Source organism: Streptomyces sp. NBC_00873, assembly GCF_045207415.1.
GTDB lineage: Bacteria > Actinomycetota > Actinomycetes > Streptomycetales > Streptomycetaceae > Streptomyces.
This window is the reverse complement of sequence record NZ_CP108805.1, coordinates 48084-74824: the sequence shown is the minus strand read 5'-3', so window position 1 is coordinate 74824 and position 26741 is coordinate 48084. Positions and strand designations below refer to the sequence as shown.

Sequence of the window (26741 nt, the reverse complement as noted above, 5' to 3'; positions counted from 1 at the left end):
TGGGCGGGAGGGGATCGGGGCTCAACCGCTCCTCCAGCGGAGTCGGTCCGTTGGGGATGTGCGGTCACCGGTACTGGTAGTTGGTGACGAGCGCCTTCAGCCCGGGAACATCCAGGGGCGTGTAGTTGCCCGCTCCCGTGCTCGTGACCACGCCACCGTTGGGCGAGCACATCAGGGGACGGGACTTGTCCTTGTTCAACGGGCACTCGTAATCCCGGACGACCCCGTCGTGGTTCAGGTCCTTGTTGGGGTGGCCCAGTCCGATCGCGTGACCGAATTCGTGCGTCACCCCGTTGCGGATCTTGTACGTGTTGGTCGACGCGGTGGTGGAGAACCAGTGCGGGTACCACCACTCGGTGTCGAACCGCATGACACCCGAGAACAAGCTGTGGTCGGTCAGCCGGTAGCAGTTGCCGCCCCACGAGTAGCCCTTCTTGCCGATGGGCCGGTACTCCAGGCTGGCCACCAGGGTCCGGCTCTTCTGGCAGCCGGTGGTGACGCGCCTCTGGATCGTGGTGGAGACGACGAACTTGACGCCGGGGGTCAGCTTCTGGGTGTTGGCGGCGGCGAGCTTGAGGTACGGCGTCAGCCGGGTGCGGGCCGCCGTGCTGTCGAACTCGATGGTGTACGTGCCCGGGGACAGGGACGTGGTCATCGCCGGGCCGCTCAGCTTCCAGCCGGTGCCCGCGATCACCTGCCCGGGGGTGGCGGCCTCGGCGGTCGCGGTGAGGGCCGTGGTGACGGTTACGGCGGCGAGTACTGCGACTCTCGCGGCACGGACGATCGCGGTCTTCACGCCGCCTCCCCACGGAGCGCAGCAAGGAGCGTGGCCCGGTTCGCGGCCTGCCGGGCCGGCGACAGCGGCATACGGCCCGACGGCGGCTGGTAGTCCCTGACCTGGCCGGTGGGCACGGCTTCCGCGTACAGGCGTCCGAGGTGGTCGGCGGGCGGAAGACGAAGTGCTCGGCGGGCGTCGGCGACGGTGTTCCGGTGGCATCCGAGGCGGTGGGCGATGGACGCGTTGGCGTGGCCCTCGCGGATCAGGGCGGCTATGTCGGCACGGATCTTCATCACAGCCCCCGGTCCTGGCTGCGGGCCGCGGCCGGGGCGAGGGTGCCGAGGGCGAGCAGGACCGTGTGCCGGTCGGTCGCGGTCTCAGGCCGCCCTGCACCGGCAAGGTCGGCGGCCTGGTCGATGTCGGTGCGGGTGACCGCGTCCGTGTCGGTGCGGCCCTCCGCGGCGAGGAACTGGGCGGTGCGGTACGCGTCGTAGGCGGTCACAATGCCTGCCTTCTGTTGACTTTGTTCACGGGGCAGTTGGGGTGCGGGCTCGTACATCAGTGCCGTCCGGGTTCGGTGAGGGCATTACCAAGGGCTCCCAGCACGACGGGGGCGATGGCATGCACGACGGACATCGGGACGGGCTCACCGCTGTCCTCGCGGTAGCTGGCCAACACGGCGTCACGGGACATCTCGGTGAACGTCACGGCGCCGTCGTCGGCGACGAACTCGTACTCGTCGGCAACGTCCTCGTCCGCGTGCGCGCCCTCGATGTCGATGAGCCGGCCGGACAGGTCACGGACCATGAAGTGGATCGGCAGCCCGTCGCAGTGCCCGACCTCGACCAGCGGCCACCCCGTCGCGTCATGCAGCGCCACAGCCAGGCCGGCGCAAGCGCCGCGCGTGAACACGTCGACGGCCTCGGCGGTGATGGCACCGTCGGACACCAGCTGCCACGGCAGGTTGCTGATCACGGCGGACTCCTTAAAGCGGTGGTGGACGGGTTACGCGCGGGTGTCGCGCTTCCAGGCGTTGCGCTCGCTGCGCTTGGCGGTCCGGCGGGCGTTCTTGCGGTCCTTGCCGGGGGCCTGGCCGCAGCAGGAGCAGTCGCGGCCACCGGGGCCTTCCGGGCAGTTCTTGCCGACCATTCGGGCCATGACTTCCTCCTGCGGTTCGGGCGGTCCGGGGCCGCCGTGGCGGGCGACCCCGGGGGGTGGGCGGTTCAGGCGGCGTTGCGGAGGGCTGTGGCGCGCACCATGTACGCGTCGGCGAGCACACGACCGGCGGCCTTCGTGCCGACCTGGGCGGCGAGCCGGGCGTGGACGTCCAGGCCGGACTTCTCGTCGAGGTGGTCGGCAAGCAGCTGCGGGTCAGTCGGAAGGGCGGGCAGGTGCGACAGGTCCTCGTCGTGGGGCTCGACCGTGATGTACGCGCTGGGCTCTGCCAAGTGGTTGGCCAGGTTCCAGGCGGTCAGGCCGGCGAACTCGGGGCTCTGGTACGAGCCGAGGGCCACGGCCGGAAGGCCGGGGCGGGCGACGACGACGGAGTAGCGGGGGGTCGTACGGGTCCGGCCGATCGTGTGAGTCATGGCTTCCTCCTGCTGTCCTGTACGGGTGTGGTGCGGAGTCGCGCCCTCAGGGGGTGGGGTGAGGGCGCGGCCCGTGGCCCCCCAGGGGGCGGGGAGACCGGGCAGGGGGTTCAGGCGGCCTGTGCGCCGGTGTGGGACAGGGCGGACTCGGCGGCCTGGGTCAGAGCCGCACCGCGCAGGTCCGGGCGGCCAAGGCGTCCCGCCAGCTCCCGGCCCCACGCCGCGTACGCGTACGCATTGGAGTAGCCGAGGCTCTGCGCCGCGGCTTGCGCGCGGTGCTGCAGGAACCGGGACGCGTAGTAGGTGATGTCCTCGTCCAGCTCGGCCGGGGTGATTGGGGTCTGCTGGACCGTGTAGTTGGAGGCCCGGTAAATGCTCTGGGCCATCAGGGAGGCGCTGGCCGCTGCCCCGAGGTAGCGGGCGTGGTCTGCCTGCAGGGCGCGCTTCGTCTCGGCGTCCTCAGCGGCGGGTGCGCCGAGGAGCTGCGCCTTGACGGCTGCGGCCTGGTCGTCGGGGACCACGATCGTGGTGGGGGTGTCGAGGCAGACGGTGTAGCCGTCCGGGTCGATGAGCCGGAGTTCCTGCATGAGTCCCCCATGTGCCTTTGGCGGGTGGGTTGTTGTCGGCTCTGCCAGACTACCCACATTCTCATGGCGTTCGCAATAGAAATGACGGAGGCAAGGCAGCCCCGGCACGACAAAGGGCCCGACCCCCAACCGGGAACCGGACCCAACGCCTTCACCTACTGATCAAAACGGAGGCTCGCCCCCCTGATACGACCCGCCACCCTGGCTGCTCCCCTGCCCCCAGCCGCCACCACCGGACGGCCGCCCCGAACCCGGCGTCCCCTGCGCCCACGGATCATCCGCCGACGCCTGACCCTGAGAACGACGCGCCTGCTGAACCTCCGGCGCACCCTTCCCCGCGACCTTCGTCACCTTGGCCGTCGCGAACCGCAGCGACGGACCTATCGAATCGATCAGCAACGACGGCGCCGACCTCTTCTCCCCCTCCTTCGTCTCCCACTTCTCCGTGCGCAGCCGGCCGGACACCACGACCTCCATGCCGCGCTGCAACGTCTCCGCGATGTTTTCCGCGGCCTGGTCAAACGCCTTACCGTCGATGAAGAACGAGTCGGAATCGGTCCACTCGCCGGTGTTCGGGTCCTTCTTCCTCGAGTTGAACGCCAACCGCACCTTCACGACGGCCTTCCCAGACCCTGCACCGAATCGAAGTTCCGGGTCCTCGATCAAACGTGCCGTGCCGTTCAACGTGGGCAGACTCATGCCGCACTCCTCAGTTCGTCTCTGGTCAGATCCATGTCGCGCAGCGGTACGTACACCCGCCGCCACGGTGCTTTGCGGCCCTCATCGCGGGCCTTGCGCTTGATGCGCTCCCACGTCCTGGACACCGACTCGCCGGTCATGTCCAGGCGTGCCCCGATCTCTTCCGGGGTGTTCTGCGTCCACTCCATGAGGTGGGCAATCACCCCACGCTGGCCCGTCTTGTCGAGGACGACGGACTCGCCCATCAGGAACCGGTCGACGACGTTCTCGCCCTCCGTGTACGAGGGCGGCGGAGCATCGGTCTGCGGGACCGCGGCCGGGTCGTCGATCGTGTCGTCGTCCCACGCCAACGGCCCGTACCAGCCATCGGCCTGAGCACGCCGCCGGGCACGCTCAGCCACCCACACAGGAACCCCGTGGTCTTCGGGCCGCTGATCCCACAGCTCGTCGTAGGTCCGCTTTATCGTTCGGGCGAAGCGTGCGGACACCCGCTCGCCCCTCAGGGAAGCCTTGAACGCCGCCTCTGGACGTCCTATCCGCTGCGCCATCGTTGCCTGCGTCCAGCCCAACACGCCAAGGGCACGGGCGCGCCTCCGGGTCCCCGTGGGGTCGATGCTCGCGTAGTCCGGAAAGTCCTCAAGTCTCGGCCAGAAACCCAGAACGGCCTCACCCGTCTCCCGCCGAACCTTCTGCGCCGGCCCGTACGACCCCGAACCCCGCATGACCGAACGCAGAGCCCCACGAGGCATACCAAGAGCCCTCACGACGCACGACTCCGGCATCCCAGCCGCCAACAACGCCTTCATGTGCGCGCGAACCGGTGCCGCATCCACAAAGGGCATCCACTCGCCACGCACCTGCAACCGGCGACGTCGGGCAGTCCACCGAGCGTGAGCGTCTCGTTCGGCTTGTGTTTCCCGTCGGTGACTGGTCATGCCGCCACCTCCTCGGCGGCCGCGTCGCGCTGCGCCCGCTCTTCCAGGACGGCGAGCACGTTGTTCACCGTCTGGACGTTCGTCCCCAGCTCCCGGGCTATCTGCCCCGGCAGCAGGCCACGCGCCTGGGCGTCCAGGAACAGGTCCAGGCGCTCCGTCAGGATCTGCTGCAACGCAGACACCTCGCTCGCCCCGTACGACCTCGCCTTCCGGCGGTGCAGGCCACGCCGCTCCCGCTCCGACATACCGCCCCACACCCCGAAGTCCTGCCGGGTCTCCACCGCCCACTCCAGGCACTGGGTCCGGACCGGGCACGTGGCGCACACAGCTTTGGCCTGCTCGGCCTGCTGGCGGGCGGCCATGCTCTCCCCCAGCGGCCAGAACAGGTCGGGGTCGATCCAGCGGCACGCGGCTTCGTGGCGCCATTCGAGGCCGGGCGCGGTGTTTCGCGGCATTACTCCTACAGCGGCGGGTTCGATGGCGGTGGCGGTCATGACGGGTCTCCGGGCGGGTTGAGGAGGGCGATGTGGTCGGGGGTCATCTGGTCGAGGTCGGTGATCCAGAGGACGAGCTGGGAGCCCTTGATGGGGTGTCCCAGGCGGGGGTCGGGGCCGAGGAGGTGCTTGTGGTTGTCGTCGGGGAGAACTCCGGCGTCTACGAGCCCGTCGACTGCGGCTTTGGCGGAGGGCGACCAGTTCCCCGGGTCGCGACGCCGGCCTTTCGTGTCGGGGTGGATGACGTAGTGGACGTGTGCTCGCTGGAGGGCGGGGAGCTTGGCTTGCCGTGCCGTGGCCCAGGCGGTGGTGCGGAGGGCTTTGACGAGCTCCGCCTTCTTGCGGAAGTGGAGGCTGTCGTTGGCGTTGATGAGGAGGGAGCCGACGGGGAGTTCGATGCGCCAGGACTGGGGCCTGTGGGTGCGTGAGGACTCGGGGGCGGTGATGGTCACAGTCCCTTCGCCTTCCGTCGTGCGGTGCGCTCGTTGAACTCGGCGATCCACTGGTTGGGGTCGTGGCCGAGCCCTTGGGCGGTTCGGTAGGCGGGTCCGCTGAGGTCGCCTGCGGCGAGCACCTGGTTGATCTGGTGGACAACGGCGTCTGCTGCGTCGGGGGTGAAGCGGCGTAGGGCTTCTGTGGCGAGGGCGGCGATGTAGGCGTTGACGGTTGCGAGGTGGAGGGCGTCTCGGAGGTCGCCGTTTTCCAGGTAGGTCATGACGGCGCAGTCGGTCTCTACAGCGCTGCGGATCATGGTCTCGGTGAGCTGATTGGGGCTGTCGAAGTTCGTCATGTCGCGTACTCCTGGATGAGTGTGGGGCCGTATGGGGTGTCGCGGAGGTAGGTGGCGTGCCCTAGCTGGTGGGCCAAATGGACGCCGTGGCAGAACGGGCAGCGGTAGGTGTGGAAGCGGGGTCCGCCTTCGCCTCGTATCTGCCGGGCTCGGCGTCGTCCGGCGCTTCGGCTGGTGAACCGGGTTTTGCCGAGGCAGGCGATCTCGTACTCGGTCACCGGGGCTTGGTGGCCTGGGCGGCTGCGGCGCGGATGGCGGCCACGACCTCTTCGACGTCGCCCAGAGGGATGTAGACGATCGGTGTTTCCGGGTCGGTGTAGTCCGGGTGGATGTTCACGCCGAGGGACACGACGGGGATCTCGCCGTGGTAGACGACTGCTTCGACGGGCATGACGGTCAGGGTGTTTCCGAATGCGTCGGTGGGGTCGGTGTAGCTGTACATGTCGGCGTCGTTCACGACTGGTCCTCCTGGTCGCGGGTCTGGGTGATGGCGATGGTGATGGGTACGGCTCCGTCGGCGTCTGCCTGGCAGCGGACCCATGCGCCCTGGTCGTTGAGGTGGGCGTGCCAGTGGTGGGCCCTGTCCGCGTACATGTAGGCGGGGAGGACGGCATCGGCTTCGAGGGCGAAGGCGTTCTTGTCGTGGTGGCCGACGCGGGTGAGGTTGCCGTTCCAGTTCCGGATGCCGGGGTGGTTGAGGAGGGGCGCTCCGAGCTGGTTGTTGCCGTTCACCGCGAGGACGAGGGCGGTGACGTTGGAGCGGGCGAGGGTGGCGGCCAGCTGGCTGACGTACGCGTCGAGGGGGCTGTCGGTCACGGCTGGGGGTGCTCCTTCGGTGTCTCCTCGTCGGCGGCCGCGGTGCGCTGGGCGAGGCCGGTGTCGATGTCGTTGCGGTTGAGGGCCTGGGTGTCGGCGGTGGTGGTTGCGGCTTGGGCGAGGGTGAGGGTGCGGGGCCGGCCGTGGAGCTGGGTGCAGCGGACTGCGGCTGCGGCGGCGTCGCGGAGGTCGTGGCCGGTGGTGATGCGGTGGTGGTGGTGGGCGCCGTTGGGGCAGGGGGTGAGGGCGTCGAACCCGGTGGGGGTGTGGGTGAGGCTGGCGCCGGTGGGGAAGTGGGCGCGGACGGTGCCGTCGGGGTTGGGCTGCCATGCGGTTATGGGGATGAGGGGGAGGTCGGCGAGGCGGGCGGCGTAGGCGGCGGTGATCTGGGCTTCGGTGATGAACTCGGGGTAGAGGGTGGGCGGGGTGTCGGTGTGGGGCCGGACGGGGAGTACCGCGCGAACCGCGGGGAGCTGTGGCTTCTTCGGTGCGGGGCGCTGCTTGGTGCTGGTCTTCCTGGTCACGGTTTGTCTCCGTCGTCCGGCGGGTCTTGCGGGTTGGTGGTGCCGATGCCGTGCTGGGAGGCGCAGATCATGAGGGCTGCGATGACTCCCAGCGCGGCGGCTATGAGCTCGGGTGCGGTAGGCCAGGTCACTGGGTGGCGGCGTCCGTCTCTGCCGGGCAGGCGCAGTCCGGTGAGTCGGGGACTCGACGCGGGGCGGGGTGCTGCTCGCGCATGGCCTCCGGCTCCGCCACGCCAGCCGCGTACTCGTCGCTCCAGTAGTGGTTCTTCGCTGCGTTGCGGTGGTCGCCCCTGTGCCGTGCCGGGAGCGCGCACGTCGAGGTCCCCAGGGACGTCGTCATCTGGGACAGGCAGGTCGACTGCGTCTCCAGCTCGGCAACCCGGTCACGCAGCTGCTGCATCTCAGCGGCCAGGGTCAGCGCGATCTCGTGCAGCGCCTTCTCCGTGCCGTCGTTGTACGTCGCGGTCGACCAGGCCGACGTGCGCTCGCCGTACTGCCGGAGCCGGGCCAGTGCCGCATCGGGCGTCAGCGGGGCGCTCATCGGACACCGCCGACCCAGTAGGTGGGGTTGTGGGTGATGGCGGCGCGCAGGGCGTACTCGGAGGCCCGCCAGTCGGCGATTTGGGCGCGGTACCCGGAGAGGTAGGCGGCGGTGTACGTGGTGCCGCTGACGGTGGGGTCTTCCATCCATTCGAGGCGGGCTTCGAGGGCGTCGAGCGGGGTGCCGTCGTGGATGGCGTCGTAGGCGGTGGCGCGGCCGTGGGCGTGGTCGGGGTCGCGGGGGTCGTCCAGGGTGTTGAGGGTGATGGTGAGGATGCTCATGGGGTGTGTCCGTTCTGGGCGTTGGGGCGGAGGACGGGTGGTCAGGCGGCGGTGCGCTGGGCAGGTACGGCGGTGAGGACCTCGGCGGCCTGCTTGGCCTGCTGGAGGACTTGGAGGACCTCAAAGGGTTCCGGGAGGGTGCCGGTGAAGAAGTCCTTGGTGGTCACCCAGGTGCGGATGTGCTCGAGGTGGTCGTCGATGCCGGTGTCCGGGTCGTGCGGGGCGTCGGTGGGGAGCACGGCGGAGATCCAGGCGAGTGCTTCCTGCGTGGGCTCGTTCGTCTCGAGCAGCAGTTCCGCGGTCTTGGGGTCGCGGGTGAAGGCGTTGGGGATGCGTCCGGTGACGGCCCGGAACACGGCGGCCTCGATGCTGAGCGCTTCCCGGCCGGTGTTGATGAGGTCGGTGCGCTCGAGGCTGAAGTAGCTGAGGAGCTGGCCGGCGACGTCGAGGATGGTGCCGGTGCTGGTGCGGGTCAGGGTCAGGGTCATGGCGGTCTCCCGGTCCGGGCGTGGTGTGGAAGGCGGGCACCCGGCCCCGGGAGCTACTGCGCACCCATCGGGTGTGGTGCTCGACTCGGGGCCGGGGAGCTGGGGGTTATTCGTCGCCGGTGAGGCGGTGTTCGTCGGCGCAGGTCTCGCACTGGACGAACTCGATCGGGCCGTCCATGTAGGTGCGGGCGGTGGCGGCGTCGAAGATGGCGCTGCAGTAGCAGTTCTGGCAGGTGCACCGTGCGAGTTCGCCGGAGGCCGGCGGGCGGATGCCGATGAGCTGGATGGCCTGGTGGTGGAGGAGGGCGCTGGCGCTGAGCTCGAGGCGGTCGGCGTGCCAGTCGGCCTGGTCGAGGAGGTCGTTGACCTGGTCCGCGATGGGTGCTGCGAGGTGGTGGGGGTGTATCTCGCGGGGTTGGGTCGGGGCGTGCGTCATCACGGCGTTAGCCATGGTGGCCTCCAGGGATGGGGTACTCCGACCCGCTGTGTGCGGGTCGTTGTCGGCTCCGCCAGACTACCCGAATTCTCATGGCGTGAGCAATAGGAATGCGTGAGGGTATGAGAAAGCCCCCCACCTCCGGGCTGGGGGCCCAGGGGTGAGGGGCGGTCAGGTGGTGGCCGGCTGGTCAGGCCTTGTCGGCGATCCAGTCCTTATGAGCCATCAGAATGTCGCTGTACGACACGTACACCCGGTGCCGGTACTTCTCGGTGTACAGGTCCTGCTCCCGTATCCACCGCTCGATGTCGGTGGTGGCCACCGGGTGCCCGGTGTCCTTCAGCTGGTCCCTGATGTCGTCCAGCTCCGTCATGTCGCTGGCGACCGAGTACGGGACGATCGTTTGTATGGCCACGGCGTGCTCCCGGATCGGGCGGCCACAGTTCGCAGCTACGGCGGCCGATACAGGGGGGTGGATTCAGTGAATCCGCTTGAGGGTGTTGTGTGATGAAGTTGTGGTGCTGGTAGGTAGACCGCCGAGGGGGCGGTCAGGTTGCACGCTGGGCTACGGCACTTTTCCGGGCGATGTGGTCGTGGGCGAGGCGCTTCAACTCCCACATGTTGGAGACGCCGTTGTCGTCGGTGCAGTAGTGGTTCACGCAGACCGCACGCTGGGCTGCCTCGCGCCAGTACAGGCCCCAGCAGCCGCACTGCGGGCAGGGGTGGCGGCGCACGACGGTGGGGTCGCCCGCGGCGATGGCGTGCTCGAGGCCCTGCCGGTAAATGATCGCCTCGCGGGCGTTCTGCTGCTCGGTTGCGAGGTGGGCGGTGTGCTGGCGGGCCCAGTCGTAGACGCGGGATTCCTCGCCGGTGTACTGGCCGGCGTCGGGCGTCGCGGTGCGGGTGTGTGTCTCAACTTCGTAGACGGCGGCGCGGATGCGGTCGACGACGCCGAGGTTCAGTGGGGCTGGGGCGTGGGTGGGGCGGGATGATCGGCCATCGCCGGGTCCGGTCCGTACAGGCTGGGTGAACTCCTGCTGCAGGAGGCGGAGTCGTTGTGCGGCGGTGTCGTCGTGCCCCATGCCCATTGGTGTCCCCATCCCGTAATCCGACCCGGGGGCGCGTTGCGTGACGGGGTGTGTGTGCCGGGCGCGCGCCGGGGGCCGGAGCCTGTTACTCCGGGTCATTCCGGACGGCCCAGTCTGGCACGAGTCTGACTGGAGTTGAACAGATAGTGGTAAGTGATCAACGGTGCGCAAGGGGGAGTTGGCGACTCGTCACAGATCAGCCAGCAATGTCGTACGGCAGATTCACAGTTCGTTCGGCGCGGCCTGCATCCCCTGAATCATTCCGGTCAGGTGCCGGTGCTCCTCCTCCCCTACCAGGTGCTCCGCGAGCGATCCGTCGAGCATGAGCATCACCGCGTCCAGTGTGGTCCGGTACGCCTCCGCGGTCGGCTCGTCGGTCAGTGTCCGGTCGCGGGCCAGGAACAGGGCCTCCATTGTTTCGGCGAGGCGCTGCTGCGGTGTCGGCTCGGTATGAAGGGGCGGCGGGGGTGCCGGGCGGCGGCTGCGTTGGCGGCCGACCCGCCGGTCGTGCCGGTCGAGCTGGAAGATGCGTGCTGTTGGCCCAGTGGGGGCGCCGGTTGGCTGTACGGGTTCTGCTGATGAGGGCATGGGGCGTCTCCGCTCCTCCGGCTTTGGGAAGGGCAGCGCGGCACCCGCAGTACCGCGCCTCCCCCGGTGTGGCTGCCGGTGGCCAGTGCCGGGGAGCCCCACTGTGACACTAATGTCGCCATGTCGGTACGTAGAGCCGGAGTTTTGATTCTCCTGTGACCCCGTCGGGAGTAATGTCCCGGCCATCCCCGCGGCGGCCGGCCGGGTCGGGGCATGAGGAAGCCCCTGCGGTTCGGGGGGCGGAGTTTTGCCGACAACGACCCACTGAGCCGCGGGGGCTCGAGACCTCACGGGCATACCCGCCAGATGACGGTGATTGTAGTCCGGGAGTGACCGCACCGGGAGACGTTGGATGAACCCGGTGGTGGTGAGGGTGCAGGGGCGGAGGCGCTGCGATCCCGCGAGGGGAGACCTCGGCCCCTGCGGCCGTGCGCCCTGCGGGGGCGTCGGCTCCACCGACCCAAGTCGGTGCATTACGCAAGTGGAAGAGCTGGGGCCGGTTATCACTCGGACGTGTGATCGAAAAACCCTGGCACAGCACTACTTTTCGACCGGATCCGACCACTCATGACAACGGCCCCTCCACGGCGATGGAGGGGCCGTGTCCGGTACTCCTACAGTTCGCTGCTCAGGTGCTCGACGAGCGCCTGCCGGTACGCCGGCGACACCGCGGCCGCCAGGTCGGCTGCCGCCGCCTCCGGGCCACCGACCATCTCGAGGTACTGGCCGATCGCAAGGCGCCGCTGCTCCTCGTCGAGTTTCCAGAACACGATCTTCATGGCTGCCACCCCGTCGTCCCACGGCATCTTCACCGGCGGCCGAACCAGAGGATCGGCACGCTGCTCGGGTACGTCAGCGGCCTCGGTCGAGACTTGGAGCGTCTGGCCGGGCGCCGTGGCTTCCGGTCCGTTCAAAGCCGGGTTTTGAACTCCTGCGGCCTCCGGCACGGCGACTGGGGGCGGGGCTGCTGACTCAGCCTGCACCGCGACTACGGGGGCCGGCGAACGGGCTTCCCGCGCATCCACGGCGGGCTGGGTTTTTACGGCCGTAAAACTCGGCGCCGTTCCCGAACCCTGGGGTTGCACTCCGATAGCCGGGGCGGGCACCGGCGCAGCGTTCTTCTTGCTGGCCTTCCTGCCAGCCGCGGCGGCCTGCCTGGCTTGCTGCTGCTGCGCCCACCACTCCAGCTGCTCTTCCGATGACCAACTGTGGTCCTTGACCAGCTTCCCGAGCTTGCGCGCGTGCTCCAGTGGCAGATCGCGCCGCCGCACCAGGTCCTGCGCCTCGGGGGCCAGCCTCAGCAGGATGCGGCGCTGGGACACCCAGGCGTCGCCTCGTTCGTAGTGCTCGGCTACAGCCCGAGCCGTGCCGAATGCCTGCACCAGGACGTCGACTGCGTTCGCCTCTTCGATCGCGTCGAAGTTCTGACGGTCGATGTTCTCGGACACGACCGCGTCGAGAAACGTCCGCCGGGTCTCGGCCACGTCGTCGTTGATGACGCACTCAAGCGCCGGAAGACCGACCGCGGAGGCGCCGCGGAAACGGCGCTCTCCACTGACAATGACGAAGTCGACGTTGCCAATCAGCTCTTCGTGGTCGGGCCACTGCTTCAGGTACGCCGTGCGTGTCACCACGGGCAGGGCCTGGAGCTGGCGGCGCTTCAGGCTGCGGCCGAAGTCTTCCAGCTCTGCCTTGGTGCCGAAGTCCTTCCGCGGATTGACCCCGTTAGGGGACAGCCGATTCAGCGGCACTCGAAGCAGCCGGCCGTCAGCCCTGGTGTCGACGATCGAGCCCTCGTCATCATCGTTGAGGAAGTCGTCGAACTCGTCGTGCTTGGACACCATCACAGGGCCGCCTGCTTCTGGCGGCGGATTTGGTGCTCAAGGGCGAGGGCCACGAAGTCCTGCTTGGCCTTGGTCGCGGTATGGTTCGACTCGTACTGGGTGCAGAACCGCCCGTTGGTAATACCGCGGGCATGCGGCTTGTAGTGGCGGATGGTCGTGTTGTAGAGGTTCCATCCCCTGCGCTCCACCATGCTGATGGTCCGGTCGCGGTCGGCCTCTCCGTCACGTGGGTCCCAGTTGTTGACGAGCACGCCGTAGGGGATCTGCCGCGGGATGAGCACCCGCTCGATCGTGGTCTTCGTCGGCCTGAATGCAGCACCCTCGGCCTCAAGGGGGACGATCACATCGTCCGCGACGTCAAGGATGGCGCGAAGCGCGTCGCCTACGGTGCCGTCGCCCAGGGGATCGATCGACTCGTCGTTTTCGTCCTCCTCGTTGAGAGGCATGAAACCGGGGGTGTCGACGATGATGAAGTCGGCCTTGGCGCGGCGAAGGCGACGAAGTTGCGCAACGCTGTTGTGGGCGTTCACCACACGGAAGGGGACGTCACGGCCAGCCTTCCTGACCTCGTCGGCGTGCTCAACGCTGGTGGCCTGGGGGTCTATCGAAACGACCGCCACGGACGGGTCGGTGCCGTCGACTCCGCTGGCGCCGAGAATCTCGGCGTAGACGGCGGCCAGGTTGACCGTGATGAGCGATTTGCCCACCCCGCCCTTCCTGTTCAAGAGCACGGTGATGTAAGGCATTTTGCTGTCTCCGATTACTTCCCGATGTTCCGGTACTCCGGATGTACGGGGAGCATCCTGCCAGATGGGGTGGGCAGGGTCGGAGAGACGTGCGGGGGCGGCTGTTTTACGGCCGTAAAACTCGAGGCGGCTACTCCTCGCCCTGGCCGTCCTCGTCTTCGAGGGCCAAGCCCTCGGGCCAGGCAGGTTCCTGGAACAGCTGGTGCCGTTCCCACAGGGGTATCGGAGCGGGCGCCGGGGTGTTCTGTGCGGTGGTCTGGGGCATGGTGTGGCTCCGTTCAGGGTGGTGGTCATGCGACGTCGAAGGCCCGCCGGATGGGTTTGTCTGCCCCGGCGTGCTTGTAGGCGAGGGCGGCCTGGATGCTTGCGAGGAGCGGGTCGGGGTTCTGTGTGGCGGCGGCTTCCTCGAGTTCCTGGCGGGCGACGGCAGCGTCGGTGAACGCGGTCTCGGGTTCGCGGAGCATGGCGTGGGCCTGTCGTTCCATCGCTTCGACGACGCGGGCGTCGACACTGCTGGACGTCGGGCGGATCGCGGCGCGCGCGGCCTGGTAGCCAGCGGGCGGGGGCGTACGGGGTCTGGCCGGGGCGGGGCTGGCTGCGGGTGCAGGGTCCACGGCGGGCCGGTCCGTGGGTGTGGTGGTGATGGCGCCGACGGGCAGGGGCCGGATCGCGCGGACGACGTCGCTGCCCAACTTGTCGTTGATCTGCTTGGCGAGCTGCCCGCCGAGGAGCCGGAGCTGGGCGGCGTAGGCGGGAGAGCAGGGCCGCAGCTCGAGGACGCGGCGCTCCGGGTCGTAGTGGGCAGGTTCGATACGGCCGACGAACTGCGGGCACAGGTCCGCCCACTGGTCGACGATGCTGCCGGCGGACAGGCTGGCCTCCCAGCCCTGCTCGGCACTGATACGGCCGAGGAGGGCGCCGAGGCCGACGGGGTCGCGGCCGGTGCCGCGGTCGGCACGGCGCAGCCGGGTGCGGGGCTTCGGCTGGGTGCCGGGGCGGGCGGTCGACTTGTATGCGGCGAGGGCTTGGCGGGCGAGGTCGGCGCCGGAGGGTTCCGTGGTCACGGCTGGGCCTCCGGTGTGGCGAAGTAGTCCTCGTTGACCGACCACAGACCGTCCGTCCACATGGCCATCTCGCCGTCACGAAGGTCGGCGGAAAGGAGGTCGGCCAGTTCTCCCGGCTCCAGGGGGGATTCGTCGGAGGCTGCGTAGGCGGCGTTGAGGTAGTCGCGGATGCGAGTCAGGGTGAGCTCTTCGATCTGCCCATCGGGGCGCCGCACACGGAGGTACCCGATGGCGCATGCCTGCTCGAACGCTTCAAGGGCGGCGGGAAGGGGGGCCCAGTCCGGGGCTGTGCGGGTGCTGCGCTCAGCGCGGGCTTTTGCCTGGCGCCGCAGTTTCGCGGTCCGGCTGCTGGTGTTGCGCTTCTTGCTGGTCATGGTGGTCTCCGGTCAGAAGGCGTTGGCGGGGGCGGGGGCGTTCAGGCGAAGCAGGGTGAGCGCCTGGTCGACGAGGCGGTGCGTGAGAAGCCGACGGGCGTCCTGGTCGCCGAGGGCGGCGAGTAGGCCGCTGACGTACTCGGGGTCGTGCGCAGCGAAGGCCCGGTGCTCGAGAACCTCGGCGCGGGTCAGGGTCTCGATGTCGAGGGCTCCTTCCTCGTGCTCGGTGCAGTCCTCGCCCGCCGCGGTCGGCTGGAGCACGGCGTGGATGGTGCGCATGGCCTCGAGAGCAGTTTCGGTGACCGTGACGGGCCCGGCGGCCTGGTCGTATTCGGCGTGCCGGAAGTGCTCCTGGGCGCGGGAGTCTTCCCACGCGGTGACCATTAGGCGGCGGCTGGCCGGGGCGGCGTACAGCACGTGGACACCCTTCAGGCGGTGCGCGAGGAGCCCGGACGGGCGGCGAGCCTCGGCCGGGTCGATCGGGCTGTGCTCCTCGGCGGCGGCCTGCACTTCCCGCCAGGTCCACCCGGCGTCGGCGCAGTGTCGGGCAATCCACGAGATGCGGGCTGCGGAAGCGCGCTGCAGCCACGGCACGTTGGTGATGAGCTCGGTGGCCAGCTGGTAGCGGCGGCCGACCCGGTTCAGCTTCCGCGGCCCGCTGGTGGCCTTCTTCGGGGTGGGGTGACTGCTGCTCCCGCTGGCGAGTCCTGTCTCAGAGGGGGGGATAGAACTAGCCGCAGGGAAAGCCGGAGAAGTACCACCCTCCATTAGGGTGCAACGCTTCCCACCAGAAACGGGGGTCCGGGGGCGGCTGCGACGCACCTTCCGGGCGGCCTTCTTCGCGAGCTTCCCGATGAGCTTCCGGCCTTCTTCGGCGATGCCGACAGGGCGCTGTTGCACCCCTTCGCCGATGGTTCGGATCCCGAGGGCCTCGTCGAACGCGGCGGGGATGATCCGTTCGTACACGGACGCCTCGTCCATGCCCTGGGCGACACGGCCGCCCTTGGACTGGTAGGCGAGGAGTCCGGCTTCGCGGAGCATCCCGAGGTGGTACTCGACGGTCCGCTCGGAGCACTTGGCCTTGCGGGCGAGGTAGGCGATGCCGGGCCGGCATGTCTTGAGGTTGGCGCACTCCTGCGCGATGACGATGGTGGTGGCGTTCATGGTGCGGGGGCCATGGGTGCGGGTGGAGGTGTAGCGCTTCGCCTTGGGGTCGGCGGCCCAGTGAACGGCGGTCATCCAGGAGTGGCCGTCGGTCGCGATCCGCCCGGTGGTGGTGGTGAGCCACTGGCACGCGGGCGCGATCGGAGGGCACTGGGTGCCGTTGTCGGTGGTGGAGTTTTGCCGCGAATCACCACGAGTGGCGCGCGAAAGCTGACAAGCAGGCGTGCGATGCTGCACTATGTACCCGTCCTCATCTTCGGAGTGGATGTGCTGAAGGCCCCGTTCGCGGGGTGAAGGGTTCGCGGAGAACCTGTTAGTCGCTCGACCTGCTCGGCCCCGGTCGTCAAACCGGATCCGGAAGTTCGGGCCTTAGCTCGAGGCGTCAACTTCGAGCCGTAGGAAGTGGCCGCGCACGGTGCGTCAACACCAGCGGCCGGCGGTAGAGGAAGTGCCCCCGCCAAAGGGCACAGGGCCTCCCGCCCAGGAAGTCGCTACGTCACCTGATCTCCCTTACTGGGGCGTCGTGTCCGGCGGTCCTCAAGTCGAGGAATGCCGAGGGCTTGGTGGTCGGCTCGGTCGGCCGCCGCGAGGAGTGCCATGGCGAGCTGCCGAGCGTTCTCGGCGGGCATGGCAATGAAGTCTTCGGTTGGGAACATGCAGTCAGGCGAGGACACGTACACCGCGTCGGCGCACTCTTCCTCGTCAACCGTTCGTATCAGCCAGGTGGGCACGGTCTGGAAGTTGCGCGCGAGAACTCGCTGGGTGACTTCCCACTCGTAGCCTGGCATGGCGTGCCCTGCGGGGTTGATGCGCGTCGGCTTGGGCCGCTCTGCGCTGTCCGCGAGCGCGACCAGGTGGCGCAACTCGACGCGCAGTTGGTCGAGGGTGAGGTCGTCTGCGGCGGTGGCCGAGGTCTGCTCGGCCGCGTTGCTCATCGCGCGGAGAGCGTAGTGGTGACAGGGCCTCGCTGCGTCGGCGGTGTGATCGTCACGCCGGATCGCGGGGTCCTACTGTCGTCAGGGGGAAATCCCCAGGTACTCTTAGCCATCAGTCGGCACCTTCGTAGGGGTTGTGTGTCGGCTCGGCCCCGCTCCCTGGTGTGCAACCACCCGGGACTACAGCGGGGCCTTTCCTTTGTCTTGGGGGCCAGTTCGACCGATCCCATTTCTGAGTGGTCGTCTGGCGCCAGGCCCAGCCTACTCGTTCGGCTCTCCACTTGTCCCCCTGCTTGACGATCGTGTTGTTCATCGGACTTGTCATCAGTTCGGCTGCTCATCGCACGGCTGTGCGGGCGGCGATCTCTGTCCTATAAAAATTCACACCAAGTAACGTGATCTTGCTCGGCTGGCCCGGTGACCCCTCAAGAGGCCCTGGCCAGCAAAAAGGAAGGGAAAGACTTGGGCTGAACCCGGATGTCGCGGACTTCGCCCGGGGGTCCGGACTGCCCTTCCGCGCCCTCGGGTTGGGCGGCGGCCCGGCGGGCGGCGCGGCCTTTGGTCGCAGCGGTGCAGCACACATCACACCGGCAGTTCAGGCAGTTGTACCGGTACTCGTCGTGCGCCACGTTCTCCTGCCGGATCTTCTTCCCCTGAGCTTTGGCGTCGGCGAGGGCCTGGGCGAATGCGGGGTCGGTGCGTTCGTGGCGGCGGGGCACGTTGTGGTGGATGGGGGTTGCTGCGGCGGCGTCGGCGAGGTTCATGCCCGTGGCGACGAGGTCGAGGTACCGGCGCCGCTTCGCGTCGTCGAAAACATCGCGGTTGAGGGCGTTGTACGTCACGGGTGCCCGCCGTCCCGCACGTCGCTGGTGGTGTGGTCGAGGGGTTCGTCGTCGGCGGGGTGCCGGGGCGGGTGGATGCTCGCGGACCGGGCGGCGAGAGCACCCATGGCCGTGTACCCGGCGTCGTTCAGGGCGGCCCGGAGCCGGTTGAGGGCGTCGGGGGTCCAGCGGGGACGTGCGGCGATCTGCCCGGCCCGAAATCCGACGGGGAGGGCGGCCTCCCATATGGCCCGCACCATCTTGGGGTCGTAGTCGGGGAACAGCAGCTCGGGGAGCTTGCGGGGCGTGCCGACCGCTTCGAGGGTTCCGGCGGCGAGGAGTCCGGCGAGGTAGTCCCCGGAGGTCTGGCAGCGGTCGGCGAGCGCCTGGTCGGCGGAAGCGCCTAGGGCGGGCGTCAGGTCGGTGACCGTGACCGTGGGGGCTGGGGTGTGGTCGGTGGTCATGCGGCAGGCTCCAGCACGGGTGTCGGGACGAGCGGGATACGGGGCTGCAGGGCGGTCCGTACAGCGGCGAGGCGCCGCAGCCGGGTACGGCGGCGCGGTGAGGGGGCAGGGCCGCGGCCCTTGGGCGGCCGGCCCGGGCGGACCGAGGCCCTGCGGGTGCGGGGCAGGTCTTCCAGGCCGGGCAGGATCAGCTGGACGGGGCGGCCGGGAGCGATGCGGCGCTGCCGTGCCCCGTCCGTCGTCGGCGCCGCGGCGTAGGCCCAGCGCCCGTCGGGGCGGATCCGGGTCGAGCGGGGCAGCAGGCTCTGGTCGACGGCGGCGGCGAGGAGCTGGTCGCGGGTCGCGCGTTCCTTGTCGAGGCCGAGCATCGTCACCAGTGCGGACCGGTGCCAGTTCGCGGTGCGGACGTCCATCCCGGCCCGGTAGGCCACGCGTTCGGGGTCGGTTTCGCGGGCGAGGGCGTCGAGGACGGCCCGCTTCTGCTTCGTGCGCCCTTCGGCCAGGTCCCGGACCACCGGTACGGCCGGGGCCTGCTCGGCGGGGGCGGTGCCGACGGTGGTGGCGTGCCGGCGGGCGATCAGGGCACGGTGCCGGGCCAGGGCGAGCTCCCCGCCCATGACACCCTCCGGCTCGACCAGGTGCTCCACCCCGTCCGCGTCCACCACGGTCGTGCTGGCGTAGGTGCGGCACAGGGCGAGGACCGGGCAGCGGCCGCAGATCTGCTTGGCGGCCTTCTCCCGGTCGAAGCGTTCCTTCTGCGGTTCGGCACCGTCCCCGGTGTACGGGCCCCACGCGTCCAGGGACACGTCCGGGTCCGCTGCCGACATGCTCGGGGTGTCCTCGTCGGGGGCGCACCCCCGGTACTTGTAGTGCGCGTGGTCGACGAGCTGCTGCCGTGCGGCTATCGGATCGGTCATGGCGTGTCCCCCTCCTGCTGGTTGTGGCGGGTAGTGCGGGCGTACTCGGCTGACACGATCTGCTCGGCCTCGGCCAGCAGCCGGTCGCGTAGTTCGGCGGTCCGGTGCTCGGCGACCGCGGCGTGGATGCGGCGCTGAAACGCCTGCGTGTCGCGGTGGTGGGCGGCCTCGGTCAGGCGGACCGTGGCCCGCTCCCGCCGGATGACGTGCTGCAGGGTGCGCAGCCGCCACCAGCCGATACCGGCGCCCACGGTCACGGCGGCGAACACGGCCACGGCTATCGGGTACACGGACATCGCCTCCTCCTCATTGGGGCGCCAGTCGTGCGGGGTGGGTGTCATCGGGCGGGCGGCCCGGACAGGGTGGGGGTCTCGTACAGGGGGGCCAGGTCCCGGTAGGCCTGCCGCACTTCGAGTTCGGCGAGCACGACGTGGGGGTGCAGGTGCGGGCGGTACTGGACGTACGGCTCGGGCAGGGCGCGCGGCCGCGCCCGCAACGCGCCGACCACGACGGCGGCGGCACTGGGGGCCAGGCACAGAAGAACGACGATGCCCACAGGGGCCTCCCAACAGGGGTGGAGAAGACTGCGGCCGGCCCCTGTGTGGGACCGGCCGGTGGATCAGGCTGCGAGGCTGAATGGTTCGAGTGGTTCGCCGGTTATGAACTCGGAGACCATCGCCCCCAGGTCCCGTGACGCGTTCGGTGTGACGGCCATGCCGATTAGCGAGACCAGCTGTTGGTCCCGGTCGGACTTCTTCTCTGCGGTGGCGCACAGCTGGTATTCGGCGGGAAACGCGGAGGCGACCTTGCGTTCTTCGATGGTCAGCATCCGTGCGTAGCGGTCACGGATGTCCGGGGCGTCCCCGTGGACCCACAGGTGGTGGTTGCCGCCTGCGGTGATCGTCGACAGCGGTTCGGACAGGGCCCGGTGGGTGGACCCTCCGCCGCGGAGTTCCGCGATGAACGGGGCGCCTGCGTAGGCTCGGTGCCCGTCTTCGACCTTGCGGCGGGTGTTGGGCTGGAACCGGTCGCCGATACGCCGGCCCGGCTGGGACAGGTCGATGGCGTCTGCGCCGGGGCGCCGGTCCGCGGGAAGTAGCGGCACCGTCGCGCAGCGCCTGTTCGGGCACCGCCATACGTACTGGGAGCCGTGCTTGCCCCACGGACGCTGCGGGGAGCAAGAGTCGGTGTCCTTGAACGCCTGAATGCCCTGGACGCGGCCGTGGCGGGCGCAGTCGACGTACGGGCGGGTCCACTTGTCGAAGTCCGGGGTACGGCCCACGCTCTCGTGCCAGAACACCACATACATGCGGTCCCGGGACGTTGCCGCTGCTGGACCGTACGCGGCCAGGTGCGCGGAGTTCAGGTACAGCACCCGGTGGTGGTAGCCCCACACCCGCATCTGCATCAGCCATGCGTCGAACGCGGCCCCACGGTTGTGCTCCGGCCCCCACCAGCGAGCCTCGGCGACGTTCTCGACCACGATCGCCTGGTACTGGTGGTACTCGGCGAACCGCGGCACGCAGTGCATGGTGGCCCGGGACCGGATCGTCGTCTCGTCCCGACCGGTCGAGGAGAACAGCCCGTCGGTGAACTCCCCGTGCCCGCGCCGCTTGCCCTGTGCCACCGTGTGGTTGGTGCACTCCGGCGACGACCACATGGCGTGGGTGCGCGGCCAAGCGGCAGGAACGACCTGGGAAAGGTCGGCGCACTCGACTCTCACGTGGCTGTGGTTGGCGAGGTAGGTGGCCACGGCGTGCTGGGCGTGGTTGCCGGCCTGCACTACCCGACTGCCCGGGATCCGCTCCAAACCCTCACAGGCACCGCCACCGCCGGCGAACTGGTCAGACCACGTCACGGCGTACGACATCAGGCAGCGCTCCTCTCGCGGACGAACCAGACAACGGCCAGATCGGCCGCGGTGCATTCGGGGCAGGGAATCTCGTGGCGCTCGGTGTGCCACTGGTAGCCGCTGCGCGTACCGCACGCGGGCCGTACCTCCGGCACCAGGCGCGGGCTGCTGTACCGCCCCCGCTGCGTCGCGGCACACTCCGGGTCGATCTCCTGACCGTTGCGCACGTGCCGCCGATACGCGGCCTTGGTCCCGCACGGCGCCAACTCACAGACCGGACGGGGCTCCTTGCTGGTCTCGGCCGCGCAGCACGCGAAGCACCGGCAGCCCTTGCGGTACGTAGGCCGCTTCCCGTGCTCACGCCCGTCGTCGGGTATCGGTAGAGGCCGGCGCGGGAGACGATGACCGCGCTGCAGGGCGTACCGCTCCCGCCCGTCCAGGCCACCGCGGATCCCCACACGGTCCGCAGCGGCATCGCGCCCCTTCGAGGTGAGCGCATCATCCAGGCACAGGGCCCGGATCGGGCAGCGGTCGCACACCGCCCGGGCCCGCTCGGCCTGGGCGATGGACGCGTTACTGACGGGGCCCGGGTAGAAGAGGCGGGGGTTCAGGCCTCGGCAGGCTGCCGTCTCCCAACCCCCGGCCATCAGGCGGCGCTCCTCTGCGGACCGTTCTGCTCGGCCAGGCGGGCCTGCTCCTTGAGCTCGGCAATGCGGGCGGTGACCATCTCGCCGAACGGGACCATCCCGCCGAACGGGCCATCGACCTCCCTCTGCGCCAGGTTGCGGCGGGTGGCCTCGGCCATGTCCTTCGTCAGTTCCATCGGGTCGTTCCAGTGCCGCTGCACCTGGGCCATGAGCTGGTCCACCGAGTCAGCAGCCACGCCGTGCTCGACGGCAACCTGCGCGGCCGCGGCCGGCGCCTCCTGCGCCTTCCGCTCCTCCCGGGCCGCCGCCTCGCCCTTCAGCTGCGTGCCGCGGGCCACCAGCAGAGCGCCGAGCGTCGTCTCACCGTCCGGGCCGTGCACGCTCGCATTGAGGAGCCCGTCGGCCTTCGCCTCGGTGTGCATCGCCTGCAGCGCCGTGACGTTGTTCCACACGGCGGGCTTCCGCAGCCGCTCCATGTACCCGTCTGCCGGGGACCGCTGCCCCACCGGGTGGTCGCGGTCGCCGTCGTCCAGCGACCCGGCATCCACCGGGATCATGAACGTGTGGATCAGGGCGTACTTCAACGCCGCGGACATCGCCTTGTTCGACGCCTTGTCCGCCACATCCGAGGCCTCGCCCATGGTGACTGCGGTGACCCGGTCACCGGCCGGCCCGTAGAAGTGGAACGCGACCCGCATCCGGACCGCGTTCATCTTGCCGCGCACCTCGGTCTGGCAGTCCAGGACCTCCGGGGTCATGAACACGCCGTGGTCCCTCAGCGGCTGGGCGAGGGCTCCGATGGCGCCGTCCACGCCCCGGAACTTGTACTTCTGGTGGTCGTTGTAGCCCTCCTTGCCGAGGTTCCGCACGTCGCGCATGACGAGGGCCATCAGCTGGTAGACGCTGGGCAGATCCGAGTTTTGGGTGTGCGAGGTGGGACCCTCCGCCGTGGTGCTGGCGAGGGCCTCGACGGCCGTGGCCATGAGGTCACTCCTGTGAGGTGTGAGGTTGTGGTGATGTGCTGCCGGTGCGCGGTCTAGTTGTCGGCGTCCAGACCACGCACCAGGTCGGCGGCTACTTCGCGGCCGGCTTCTTCGGGGCGTACGGGCCGACCTTGTACTTGCTCATCAGGTAAGCGGCGCCGACCAGGGCGGCAGAGTGGCCGGCCTCCTGCTGCGGAACCGCCTCACGAAGGTTGTTCTTCGGGCGGACGTTCAGGTTGACCATGTCGACACCGGACCCGTAGGGGTTGCGCCCCGGGGCGAGGGGTTCGAACTGGCCGTCCAGGTACTTCTGCAGCCCCTCGTTGACGTCCTGGGTGAGCGTGTTGCCAGCTGCCTGCACCCGCTCCTTGATCTGCTCGCGCAACTCGCGGGGCATCCGCATGGCCATGTTGCGTTCCATGGCGTCACCGCCTCCGCTCACGCCGCTCACTGTGGGGTCGGTGCGGCGCAGCTGGCCCCAGCCGGAGGGGGACAGGGCAATGTCGATGGCGTCGGCGAGGCCGGGTTCGTTGATCTCGCGGAGCCTTGTGGCTGCGGCAGTGAGCTTTTTGCGCAGGTCGTTGCTGGTGGGCACGGTGAAGTGTCCTCTCGGCGAGCGCCGGTCGGACCGTGGGTTCGGCGGGCGCTTCTTGGGGGCGTTGGCCACGCCAGTGTCCTCCATTTCTATTGCAGGCGCCATGTTCGTTGGGGGTGGCGCCTGCTGCCGGGGCTGTCCCGACAGGAGGAACTCTACCCGCATTCCTATTGCTCACGCAATGGGAAACGGGTAGTGTCTGACACACACCAACACACCGCGGGGGCACCAAATGAAGAACACGAACCGGCAGACGACCACCCGGACCCTCGCCGACCTGTACCGCTCCATCGACCGCCAGCACGTCACCACCCTCACTTTCCTCAAGGAGGAGAAGGACGACGCCGGCAAGAAGACCGGCCGCCTCATCGAGACCGTCCGAAGCCTGGAGATCTACGACATCCGCACCACCCGCGAAGGCCACATCGTCATCAAGGCCATGGACCGGGCCAGCGGAGAATCCCGCACCATCCGGCTCGACCGGGTACTCAGCTACACCCTTCACCGGATCCCGTTCACCATCGACCGACCGGAGGCAACAACCCCCGCCGGCAACGTCATCGTGGTCCGTAGCGCCGCACAGCTCATCGCCCGCGAACTCGGCCGCGACTACCTTCCTGCCCACCGCCTGACGCGATCCGATACAACGCTCGCCGCCTGATCCGACAAGGAGAGCCACATGTACGACTGCCGCACCTGCAAAGGTGAAGGTGCCCACCCGGAGTGCAATGGCGCGGGCTGCACTGGCTGCGACCCGAACACTGGGAACTGCCCGACCTGCTGCGGCACCGGAAACGACCCCAAGAACCGGCCATCCCGCACCGCCTGACCCCAGGAACACTGAAGGCCACCGACCCCGAACCGGGTGGTGGCCTCTCCTGCGGGCGTACCCGTCAGATAACGGCGATTGTAGTCCGCGACCTCACCACCCCGCTACCACTTCCAGGACAATGGCCCCATGGACCGAGACGATCGGAACCAACAGCAAGCCCTCGTAGGCACCCCCGCGGCCAAATACCGGTACCGCTACTGCCGACGCTGCGGGCGCGAACTCGACGCCCCAGAATCACGCTTCATCGGCTACGGCCCCGACTGTGATCCCACCCGCCGGCCCCGCGCCGCCGCCGTTCACCAGGTCGAGCAGGACACCCTCCCCGGAACCTGACCCAAAAGAGAGGACACCACCATGGACCCCACCCGCGTAGCCGAGCAGGTCGTCGCGATCGAGAGCGCCCGCGCCTACGTCGCCGAAATCCGACCCATCGACCTGGCCAACGCTGGCACGCTCGCCGGCCACCTCATGGCCGCAGAGACGCTGCTCATGCAGATCGCCGCCGCGTTCGAACCCGCCGCGTGAACAGAAAGCGGCCCCGCGGAACGTGCGAAGTGACCGCGGGGCCACACGAGCGCCGTCCTGTCACGGGCGCCCACGCCGACCGTACGGGCACTCGGTCCTGACCGCCCGCTGGCATCAGCTGGCCGGAGTCTCGTCCAACGGGACCGCGTCGACGGACCGCCGGATCTGCTCCATCGTGGTCGGGAGCGGCTCCCACCCATGCGAGCCCGCCATTACCCAGTTCAGCGCCACGATGCCCCGCGCGTACGCCTGCCGGATCCCCTGCGCGCGCAACGGAATCCCCGGCGGCCCGGCCTTCGACGGCCACAGCGACACCCACAGGGCGGTCTTCGCACCCTCCAGCGGCAGCGACTCCACCAGGCCCTGCCGCACCCGGAGCCAGCGGCGCACCGCCACCCGGGAGCCCTCCCGCAGCGGGTACCACTCCACGTCCGGCAACGGCTCCAACTCCTCCACCGCCGCCAGGACCCGCTGCCGGGTCTCCTCCGACACCCGCTCCACCCAACCACCCAACACCGACCGGGCCGCCTCCGTCCCCACCTCCGCCAGGGCGGCGACCTCATCCACCCGGTTCGGGGGTGCCTTCTGCTGCTGCCGGCGCACCGCCACCGCGGTCTCACCCGCCGCCAGGTCCGACAACGACTGCGTCGCCAGCTCCCCGGACCGCGGTGCCGCATCCAGCAGCACCGCGACGATCGCGAGCAGCCGGGTACGGTCCTCGTACGACAGGGTGGTCCCGTCCCGCTCCAACGGGCCCCGCCCCGCGAGATCCACCATCCCCCGGTACAGGGCGTCAAGGGACCGGCCGTCGACCGTCGGCTTGACCTCCGGGTTTGCGATCGACGGCAAGCGCACCGTCTTCCCCGGCGGCAGCACCTCGCGGGCCAGGATCTTCAGGCAGTCCCGGACGATCCGCTGTGTCCACTCCGGCAGAGGCTTCCCGACGTCCTTCTGCCAGTGCCGCAACTGCCCGGCCACCGCCAGGCCCCAGAACGGGCGCAGCGCAGCCCACGTGAACAACTGCTGCGCGGTCCGCGACGCCCGGCCCGGCATCTCGTCCCGACGCACTGCCCGGTCGAACATCCCGACCACCATCTGCAACTGCCGCAACCGGCCCTCTGACACCCGACCGGTCATCCCGTCGACCACCGCGGACAGTTGCCGGACGGACGGGGCGCTGTACTGCTTCGGGGTCACGCTGGCTCCTCGCGCCGCTTCGCCTGCACCTTGAGCCATGGATTCTCCGCCCTCGACTGGGCGCGGTCCAGATACTCCCGCTTGACCACGGCCGATCCTGCCTTCCACCTGCCTTGCTTCGTCGGGTCCCCGCCGGCCTCTGCAATGGCCTGTGCGCCGCCACGGCGTAGCCCGTGGGCGGTGATCTGCTGCCAGTTCTTCGCCCCGGCCTTGTGGGCGCGGCCGCGTACCCAGTCGTTGATGGCGTCGCCGGTGACGTAGTCGCCGCGCTCCTTGGCGGCGGCCCGGTTCTGCAGGGTGCCCCGGGAGGTCAGGGCCCGGAAGAACGCCCCTTCGCGGACGCCCAGGTGATGCAGGGCGGTGAGCCAGTCCCGCACGGCCGCCACGGGGTCGAGCAGCGGATCGGGGTCGGCGGGGATGTCGGTGTGCTCGCCCTTGGCTTCCTGGTCGGTCTTGGACGACCGGATGTGCAGGGTGACGAAGTCGTCGTCGACCGCCACGTCGGCGATGGACAGGTCGGCGAGTTCGATGCGGCGGTTCAGAGCACCGCGGCCGAGGAGGAGCATGCATCGGTCGCGCCGCCCGGCGGGGGTCCGCAGATCGCAGGTGGCGACCATGGCCCGCAGCAGCTCGTCGGTGACGGGGGGCGCCTTGCGGACGGCGGTGCGCTTCGCCCACACCTTCTTGTACTCGTTGAGCATGCCACGGGCCCGCTTCGTGCCGGGCTTCATGTCCTCGGGCATCGCGGTGCGGACCGCGGACATGGCAGCGTTGATGGCGTTCGGGGACCGCCCGATCTCGATGAGGTGGGCGACGTACTCGACGTAGGTGGCGGTGGTGCACGGGATCGCGACGCGGCCCTGCTCGGCGCACCACTTCTTGAACAGGTTGCGCTGGGACCGGTAGTTGTCGCTGGTGTTCTTCGGCGCGGACTCTTCTTCCAACCGCTTCTTGGTCCGCTCGGAGACGTACAGGTCCCGTTCGGTGTACGTCGGCTGGTCGGCGGCCGTGGGGAGGTTCTGGCCGGGGTAGAGGATCGTGTGCCGGTCCACCACCGGGCGTGCAGGCGGCGCCGGTTGAACGATGGCGGGGAGGTGGTCGTCGTCCACCAGCTCGGCGTCAACCACCTCCAGGTCGTCGCTCATCG

The 26741-nt window shown here is 69.4% G+C and carries 45 protein-coding genes; 3 read left to right on the top strand and 42 right to left on the bottom strand.

Annotation, left to right across the window (positions count from 1 at the left end; translation table 11 throughout):
- Nucleotides 1-64: 64 nt before the first annotated feature.
- From OH809_RS45400 to OH809_RS45205, 40 genes are all read right to left on the bottom strand, one after another.
- A complete protein-coding gene (locus tag OH809_RS45400; RefSeq protein ID WP_399559215.1) occupies nt 65-796 on the bottom strand; it encodes a hypothetical protein in 732 nt (243 codons plus the stop codon).
- Nucleotides 793-1071 (bottom strand): helix-turn-helix domain-containing protein, encoded by a 279-nt coding sequence (locus tag OH809_RS45395; protein ID WP_399559213.1) that lies wholly within the window; start codon nt 1069-1071, stop codon nt 793-795. The genes OH809_RS45400 and OH809_RS45395 overlap by 4 nt, the downstream gene beginning before the upstream one ends.
- Nucleotides 1071-1280 carry a hypothetical protein gene (locus tag OH809_RS45390; protein ID WP_406516357.1) on the bottom strand — a complete coding sequence of 70 codons (210 nt, stop codon included), beginning with the start codon at nt 1278-1280 and terminating at the stop codon, nt 1071-1073. The genes OH809_RS45395 and OH809_RS45390 overlap by 1 nt, the downstream gene beginning before the upstream one ends.
- 56 nt (nt 1281-1336) lie before the next feature.
- Nucleotides 1337-1753, bottom strand: a complete 417-nt coding sequence (locus OH809_RS45385; protein ID WP_399559210.1) for a hypothetical protein — start codon at nt 1751-1753, stop codon at nt 1337-1339.
- Nucleotides 1754-1783: 30 nt separating this feature from the next.
- Entirely contained in the window at nt 1784-1936 is a 153-nt protein-coding gene (locus tag OH809_RS45380; protein WP_406516356.1) for a hypothetical protein, read from the bottom strand.
- Nucleotides 1937-2001: 65 nt separating this feature from the next.
- Nucleotides 2002-2367, bottom strand: coding sequence for a hypothetical protein (locus OH809_RS45375; protein WP_399559206.1), 366 nt, complete (start codon nt 2365-2367; stop codon nt 2002-2004).
- A 110-nt stretch (nt 2368-2477) separates the two neighbouring features.
- Nucleotides 2478-2954 (bottom strand): hypothetical protein, encoded by a 477-nt coding sequence (locus OH809_RS45370; RefSeq protein WP_399559204.1) that lies wholly within the window; start codon nt 2952-2954, stop codon nt 2478-2480.
- A gap of 162 nt (nt 2955-3116) precedes the next feature.
- Nucleotides 3117-3653: a single-stranded DNA-binding protein gene (gene ssb, locus OH809_RS45365; protein ID WP_399559203.1), complete on the bottom strand. Its 537-nt coding sequence runs from the start codon at nt 3651-3653 to the stop codon at nt 3117-3119.
- Nucleotides 3650-4054 (bottom strand): hypothetical protein, encoded by a 405-nt coding sequence (locus tag OH809_RS45360; protein WP_406516355.1) that lies wholly within the window; start codon nt 4052-4054, stop codon nt 3650-3652. Before OH809_RS45360 ends, ssb begins: the two co-directional genes overlap by 4 nt.
- 530 nt (nt 4055-4584) lie before the next feature.
- On the bottom strand, nt 4585-5082 hold the full coding sequence (locus OH809_RS45355; protein WP_406516354.1) for a WhiB family transcriptional regulator: 498 nt from the start codon (nt 5080-5082) through the stop codon (nt 4585-4587).
- Nucleotides 5079-5534, bottom strand: coding sequence for a hypothetical protein (locus OH809_RS45350; protein ID WP_399559201.1), 456 nt, complete (start codon nt 5532-5534; stop codon nt 5079-5081). Before OH809_RS45350 ends, OH809_RS45355 begins: the two co-directional genes overlap by 4 nt.
- The gene (locus OH809_RS45345; RefSeq protein ID WP_399559200.1) at nt 5531-5872 is read right to left on the bottom strand and encodes a hypothetical protein; all 342 of its coding nucleotides are present in this window, start codon (nt 5870-5872) and stop codon (nt 5531-5533) included. The genes OH809_RS45350 and OH809_RS45345 overlap by 4 nt, the downstream gene beginning before the upstream one ends.
- Entirely contained in the window at nt 5869-6090 is a 222-nt protein-coding gene (locus OH809_RS45340) for a hypothetical protein (RefSeq protein ID WP_406516353.1), read from the bottom strand. The genes OH809_RS45345 and OH809_RS45340 overlap by 4 nt, the downstream gene beginning before the upstream one ends.
- Nucleotides 6087-6329 carry a hypothetical protein gene (locus tag OH809_RS45335; RefSeq protein ID WP_331746714.1) on the bottom strand — a complete coding sequence of 81 codons (243 nt, stop codon included), beginning with the start codon at nt 6327-6329 and terminating at the stop codon, nt 6087-6089. Before OH809_RS45335 ends, OH809_RS45340 begins: the two co-directional genes overlap by 4 nt.
- Nucleotides 6326-6688, bottom strand: coding sequence for a hypothetical protein (locus tag OH809_RS45330; RefSeq protein ID WP_399559199.1), 363 nt, complete (start codon nt 6686-6688; stop codon nt 6326-6328). The genes OH809_RS45335 and OH809_RS45330 overlap by 4 nt, the downstream gene beginning before the upstream one ends.
- Entirely contained in the window at nt 6685-7212 is a 528-nt protein-coding gene (locus tag OH809_RS45325) for a hypothetical protein (RefSeq protein WP_399559198.1), read from the bottom strand. The genes OH809_RS45330 and OH809_RS45325 overlap by 4 nt, the downstream gene beginning before the upstream one ends.
- A complete protein-coding gene (locus OH809_RS45320) occupies nt 7209-7343 on the bottom strand; it encodes a hypothetical protein (RefSeq protein ID WP_406516352.1) in 135 nt (44 codons plus the stop codon). Before OH809_RS45320 ends, OH809_RS45325 begins: the two co-directional genes overlap by 4 nt.
- Nucleotides 7340-7753, bottom strand: a complete 414-nt coding sequence (locus OH809_RS45315; RefSeq protein ID WP_399559197.1) for a hypothetical protein — start codon at nt 7751-7753, stop codon at nt 7340-7342. The genes OH809_RS45320 and OH809_RS45315 overlap by 4 nt, the downstream gene beginning before the upstream one ends.
- Nucleotides 7750-8034 (bottom strand): hypothetical protein, encoded by a 285-nt coding sequence (locus OH809_RS45310; RefSeq protein ID WP_399559196.1) that lies wholly within the window; start codon nt 8032-8034, stop codon nt 7750-7752. The genes OH809_RS45315 and OH809_RS45310 overlap by 4 nt, the downstream gene beginning before the upstream one ends.
- A gap of 41 nt (nt 8035-8075) precedes the next feature.
- A complete protein-coding gene (locus tag OH809_RS45305) occupies nt 8076-8522 on the bottom strand; it encodes a hypothetical protein (protein WP_399559195.1) in 447 nt (148 codons plus the stop codon).
- Nucleotides 8523-8628: 106 nt separating this feature from the next.
- On the bottom strand, nt 8629-8973 hold the full coding sequence (locus OH809_RS45300) for a hypothetical protein (RefSeq protein ID WP_399559194.1): 345 nt from the start codon (nt 8971-8973) through the stop codon (nt 8629-8631).
- A 175-nt stretch (nt 8974-9148) separates the two neighbouring features.
- The gene (locus OH809_RS45295; RefSeq protein ID WP_399559192.1) at nt 9149-9373 is read right to left on the bottom strand and encodes a hypothetical protein; all 225 of its coding nucleotides are present in this window, start codon (nt 9371-9373) and stop codon (nt 9149-9151) included.
- 133 nt (nt 9374-9506) lie between these two features.
- Nucleotides 9507-10040 (bottom strand): hypothetical protein, encoded by a 534-nt coding sequence (locus OH809_RS45290; RefSeq protein WP_406516351.1) that lies wholly within the window; start codon nt 10038-10040, stop codon nt 9507-9509.
- Between the two features lie 228 nt (nt 10041-10268).
- A complete protein-coding gene (locus OH809_RS45285) occupies nt 10269-10634 on the bottom strand; it encodes a hypothetical protein (RefSeq protein ID WP_406516350.1) in 366 nt (121 codons plus the stop codon).
- Between the two features lie 614 nt (nt 10635-11248).
- The gene (locus OH809_RS45280; protein WP_399559188.1) at nt 11249-12478 is read right to left on the bottom strand and encodes a hypothetical protein; all 1230 of its coding nucleotides are present in this window, start codon (nt 12476-12478) and stop codon (nt 11249-11251) included.
- Complete coding sequence (locus OH809_RS45275) at nt 12478-13224, bottom strand: ParA family protein (protein ID WP_331746689.1); 747 nt, start codon at nt 13222-13224, stop codon at nt 12478-12480. The genes OH809_RS45280 and OH809_RS45275 overlap by 1 nt, the downstream gene beginning before the upstream one ends.
- A 130-nt stretch (nt 13225-13354) precedes the next feature.
- On the bottom strand, nt 13355-13489 hold the full coding sequence (locus tag OH809_RS45270; RefSeq protein WP_406425677.1) for a hypothetical protein: 135 nt from the start codon (nt 13487-13489) through the stop codon (nt 13355-13357).
- Nucleotides 13490-13514: 25 nt separating this feature from the next.
- Nucleotides 13515-14288 (bottom strand): DciA family protein, encoded by a 774-nt coding sequence (locus OH809_RS45265; protein ID WP_399559186.1) that lies wholly within the window; start codon nt 14286-14288, stop codon nt 13515-13517.
- Nucleotides 14285-14662, bottom strand: coding sequence for a hypothetical protein (locus OH809_RS45260; RefSeq protein WP_399559185.1), 378 nt, complete (start codon nt 14660-14662; stop codon nt 14285-14287). Before OH809_RS45260 ends, OH809_RS45265 begins: the two co-directional genes overlap by 4 nt.
- A gap of 12 nt (nt 14663-14674) precedes the next feature.
- The gene (locus OH809_RS45255) at nt 14675-16063 is read right to left on the bottom strand and encodes a transcriptional regulator (protein ID WP_399559183.1); all 1389 of its coding nucleotides are present in this window, start codon (nt 16061-16063) and stop codon (nt 14675-14677) included.
- A gap of 254 nt (nt 16064-16317) precedes the next feature.
- A complete protein-coding gene (locus tag OH809_RS45250; protein ID WP_399559181.1) occupies nt 16318-16761 on the bottom strand; it encodes a hypothetical protein in 444 nt (147 codons plus the stop codon).
- Nucleotides 16762-17186: 425 nt separating this feature from the next.
- Nucleotides 17187-17603: a hypothetical protein gene (locus tag OH809_RS45245; RefSeq protein WP_399559179.1), complete on the bottom strand. Its 417-nt coding sequence runs from the start codon at nt 17601-17603 to the stop codon at nt 17187-17189.
- Nucleotides 17600-18046, bottom strand: coding sequence for a hypothetical protein (locus OH809_RS45240; protein ID WP_399559178.1), 447 nt, complete (start codon nt 18044-18046; stop codon nt 17600-17602). The genes OH809_RS45245 and OH809_RS45240 overlap by 4 nt, the downstream gene beginning before the upstream one ends.
- Nucleotides 18043-18963 carry a hypothetical protein gene (locus OH809_RS45235; RefSeq protein ID WP_399559177.1) on the bottom strand — a complete coding sequence of 307 codons (921 nt, stop codon included), beginning with the start codon at nt 18961-18963 and terminating at the stop codon, nt 18043-18045. The genes OH809_RS45240 and OH809_RS45235 overlap by 4 nt, the downstream gene beginning before the upstream one ends.
- On the bottom strand, nt 18960-19259 hold the full coding sequence (locus OH809_RS45230; protein WP_406516349.1) for a hypothetical protein: 300 nt from the start codon (nt 19257-19259) through the stop codon (nt 18960-18962). The genes OH809_RS45235 and OH809_RS45230 overlap by 4 nt, the downstream gene beginning before the upstream one ends.
- Before the next feature lie 41 nt (nt 19260-19300).
- The gene (locus OH809_RS45225) at nt 19301-19519 is read right to left on the bottom strand and encodes a hypothetical protein (protein ID WP_399559175.1); all 219 of its coding nucleotides are present in this window, start codon (nt 19517-19519) and stop codon (nt 19301-19303) included.
- A 63-nt stretch (nt 19520-19582) separates the two neighbouring features.
- A complete protein-coding gene (locus OH809_RS45220) occupies nt 19583-20833 on the bottom strand; it encodes a DNA cytosine methyltransferase (protein ID WP_399559174.1) in 1251 nt (416 codons plus the stop codon).
- Complete coding sequence (locus OH809_RS45215) at nt 20833-21462, bottom strand: WhiB family transcriptional regulator (RefSeq protein WP_406516348.1); 630 nt, start codon at nt 21460-21462, stop codon at nt 20833-20835. Before OH809_RS45215 ends, OH809_RS45220 begins: the two co-directional genes overlap by 1 nt.
- Nucleotides 21462-22445 (bottom strand): ERF family protein, encoded by a 984-nt coding sequence (locus OH809_RS45210; RefSeq protein WP_399559172.1) that lies wholly within the window; start codon nt 22443-22445, stop codon nt 21462-21464. The genes OH809_RS45215 and OH809_RS45210 overlap by 1 nt, the downstream gene beginning before the upstream one ends.
- A gap of 91 nt (nt 22446-22536) precedes the next feature.
- Nucleotides 22537-23040 (bottom strand): hypothetical protein, encoded by a 504-nt coding sequence (locus OH809_RS45205; protein WP_406516347.1) that lies wholly within the window; start codon nt 23038-23040, stop codon nt 22537-22539.
- Between the two features lie 232 nt (nt 23041-23272).
- Here OH809_RS45205 and OH809_RS45200 point away from each other — a divergent pair, with 232 nt between their 5' ends.
- The 3 genes from OH809_RS45200 (at nt 23273) to OH809_RS45190 (ending at nt 24397) form a co-directional block, all read left to right on the top strand.
- The gene (locus OH809_RS45200; protein WP_399559169.1) at nt 23273-23701 is read left to right on the top strand and encodes a hypothetical protein; all 429 of its coding nucleotides are present in this window, start codon (nt 23273-23275) and stop codon (nt 23699-23701) included.
- A 297-nt stretch (nt 23702-23998) separates the two neighbouring features.
- Nucleotides 23999-24205 carry a DUF6011 domain-containing protein gene (locus tag OH809_RS45195; protein WP_406516346.1) on the top strand — a complete coding sequence of 69 codons (207 nt, stop codon included), beginning with the start codon at nt 23999-24001 and terminating at the stop codon, nt 24203-24205.
- Nucleotides 24206-24226: 21 nt separating this feature from the next.
- A complete protein-coding gene (locus tag OH809_RS45190; RefSeq protein WP_331746652.1) occupies nt 24227-24397 on the top strand; it encodes a hypothetical protein in 171 nt (56 codons plus the stop codon).
- Between the two features lie 114 nt (nt 24398-24511).
- Here the strand turns inward: OH809_RS45190 and OH809_RS45185 are convergent, their stop codons facing one another.
- Nucleotides 24512-25594 (bottom strand): LacI family DNA-binding transcriptional regulator, encoded by a 1083-nt coding sequence (locus OH809_RS45185; RefSeq protein WP_399559167.1) that lies wholly within the window; start codon nt 25592-25594, stop codon nt 24512-24514.
- The gene (locus tag OH809_RS45180) at nt 25591-26739 is read right to left on the bottom strand and encodes a tyrosine-type recombinase/integrase (protein ID WP_399559165.1); all 1149 of its coding nucleotides are present in this window, start codon (nt 26737-26739) and stop codon (nt 25591-25593) included. Before OH809_RS45180 ends, OH809_RS45185 begins: the two co-directional genes overlap by 4 nt.
- Nucleotides 26740-26741: the final 2 nt, after the last annotated feature.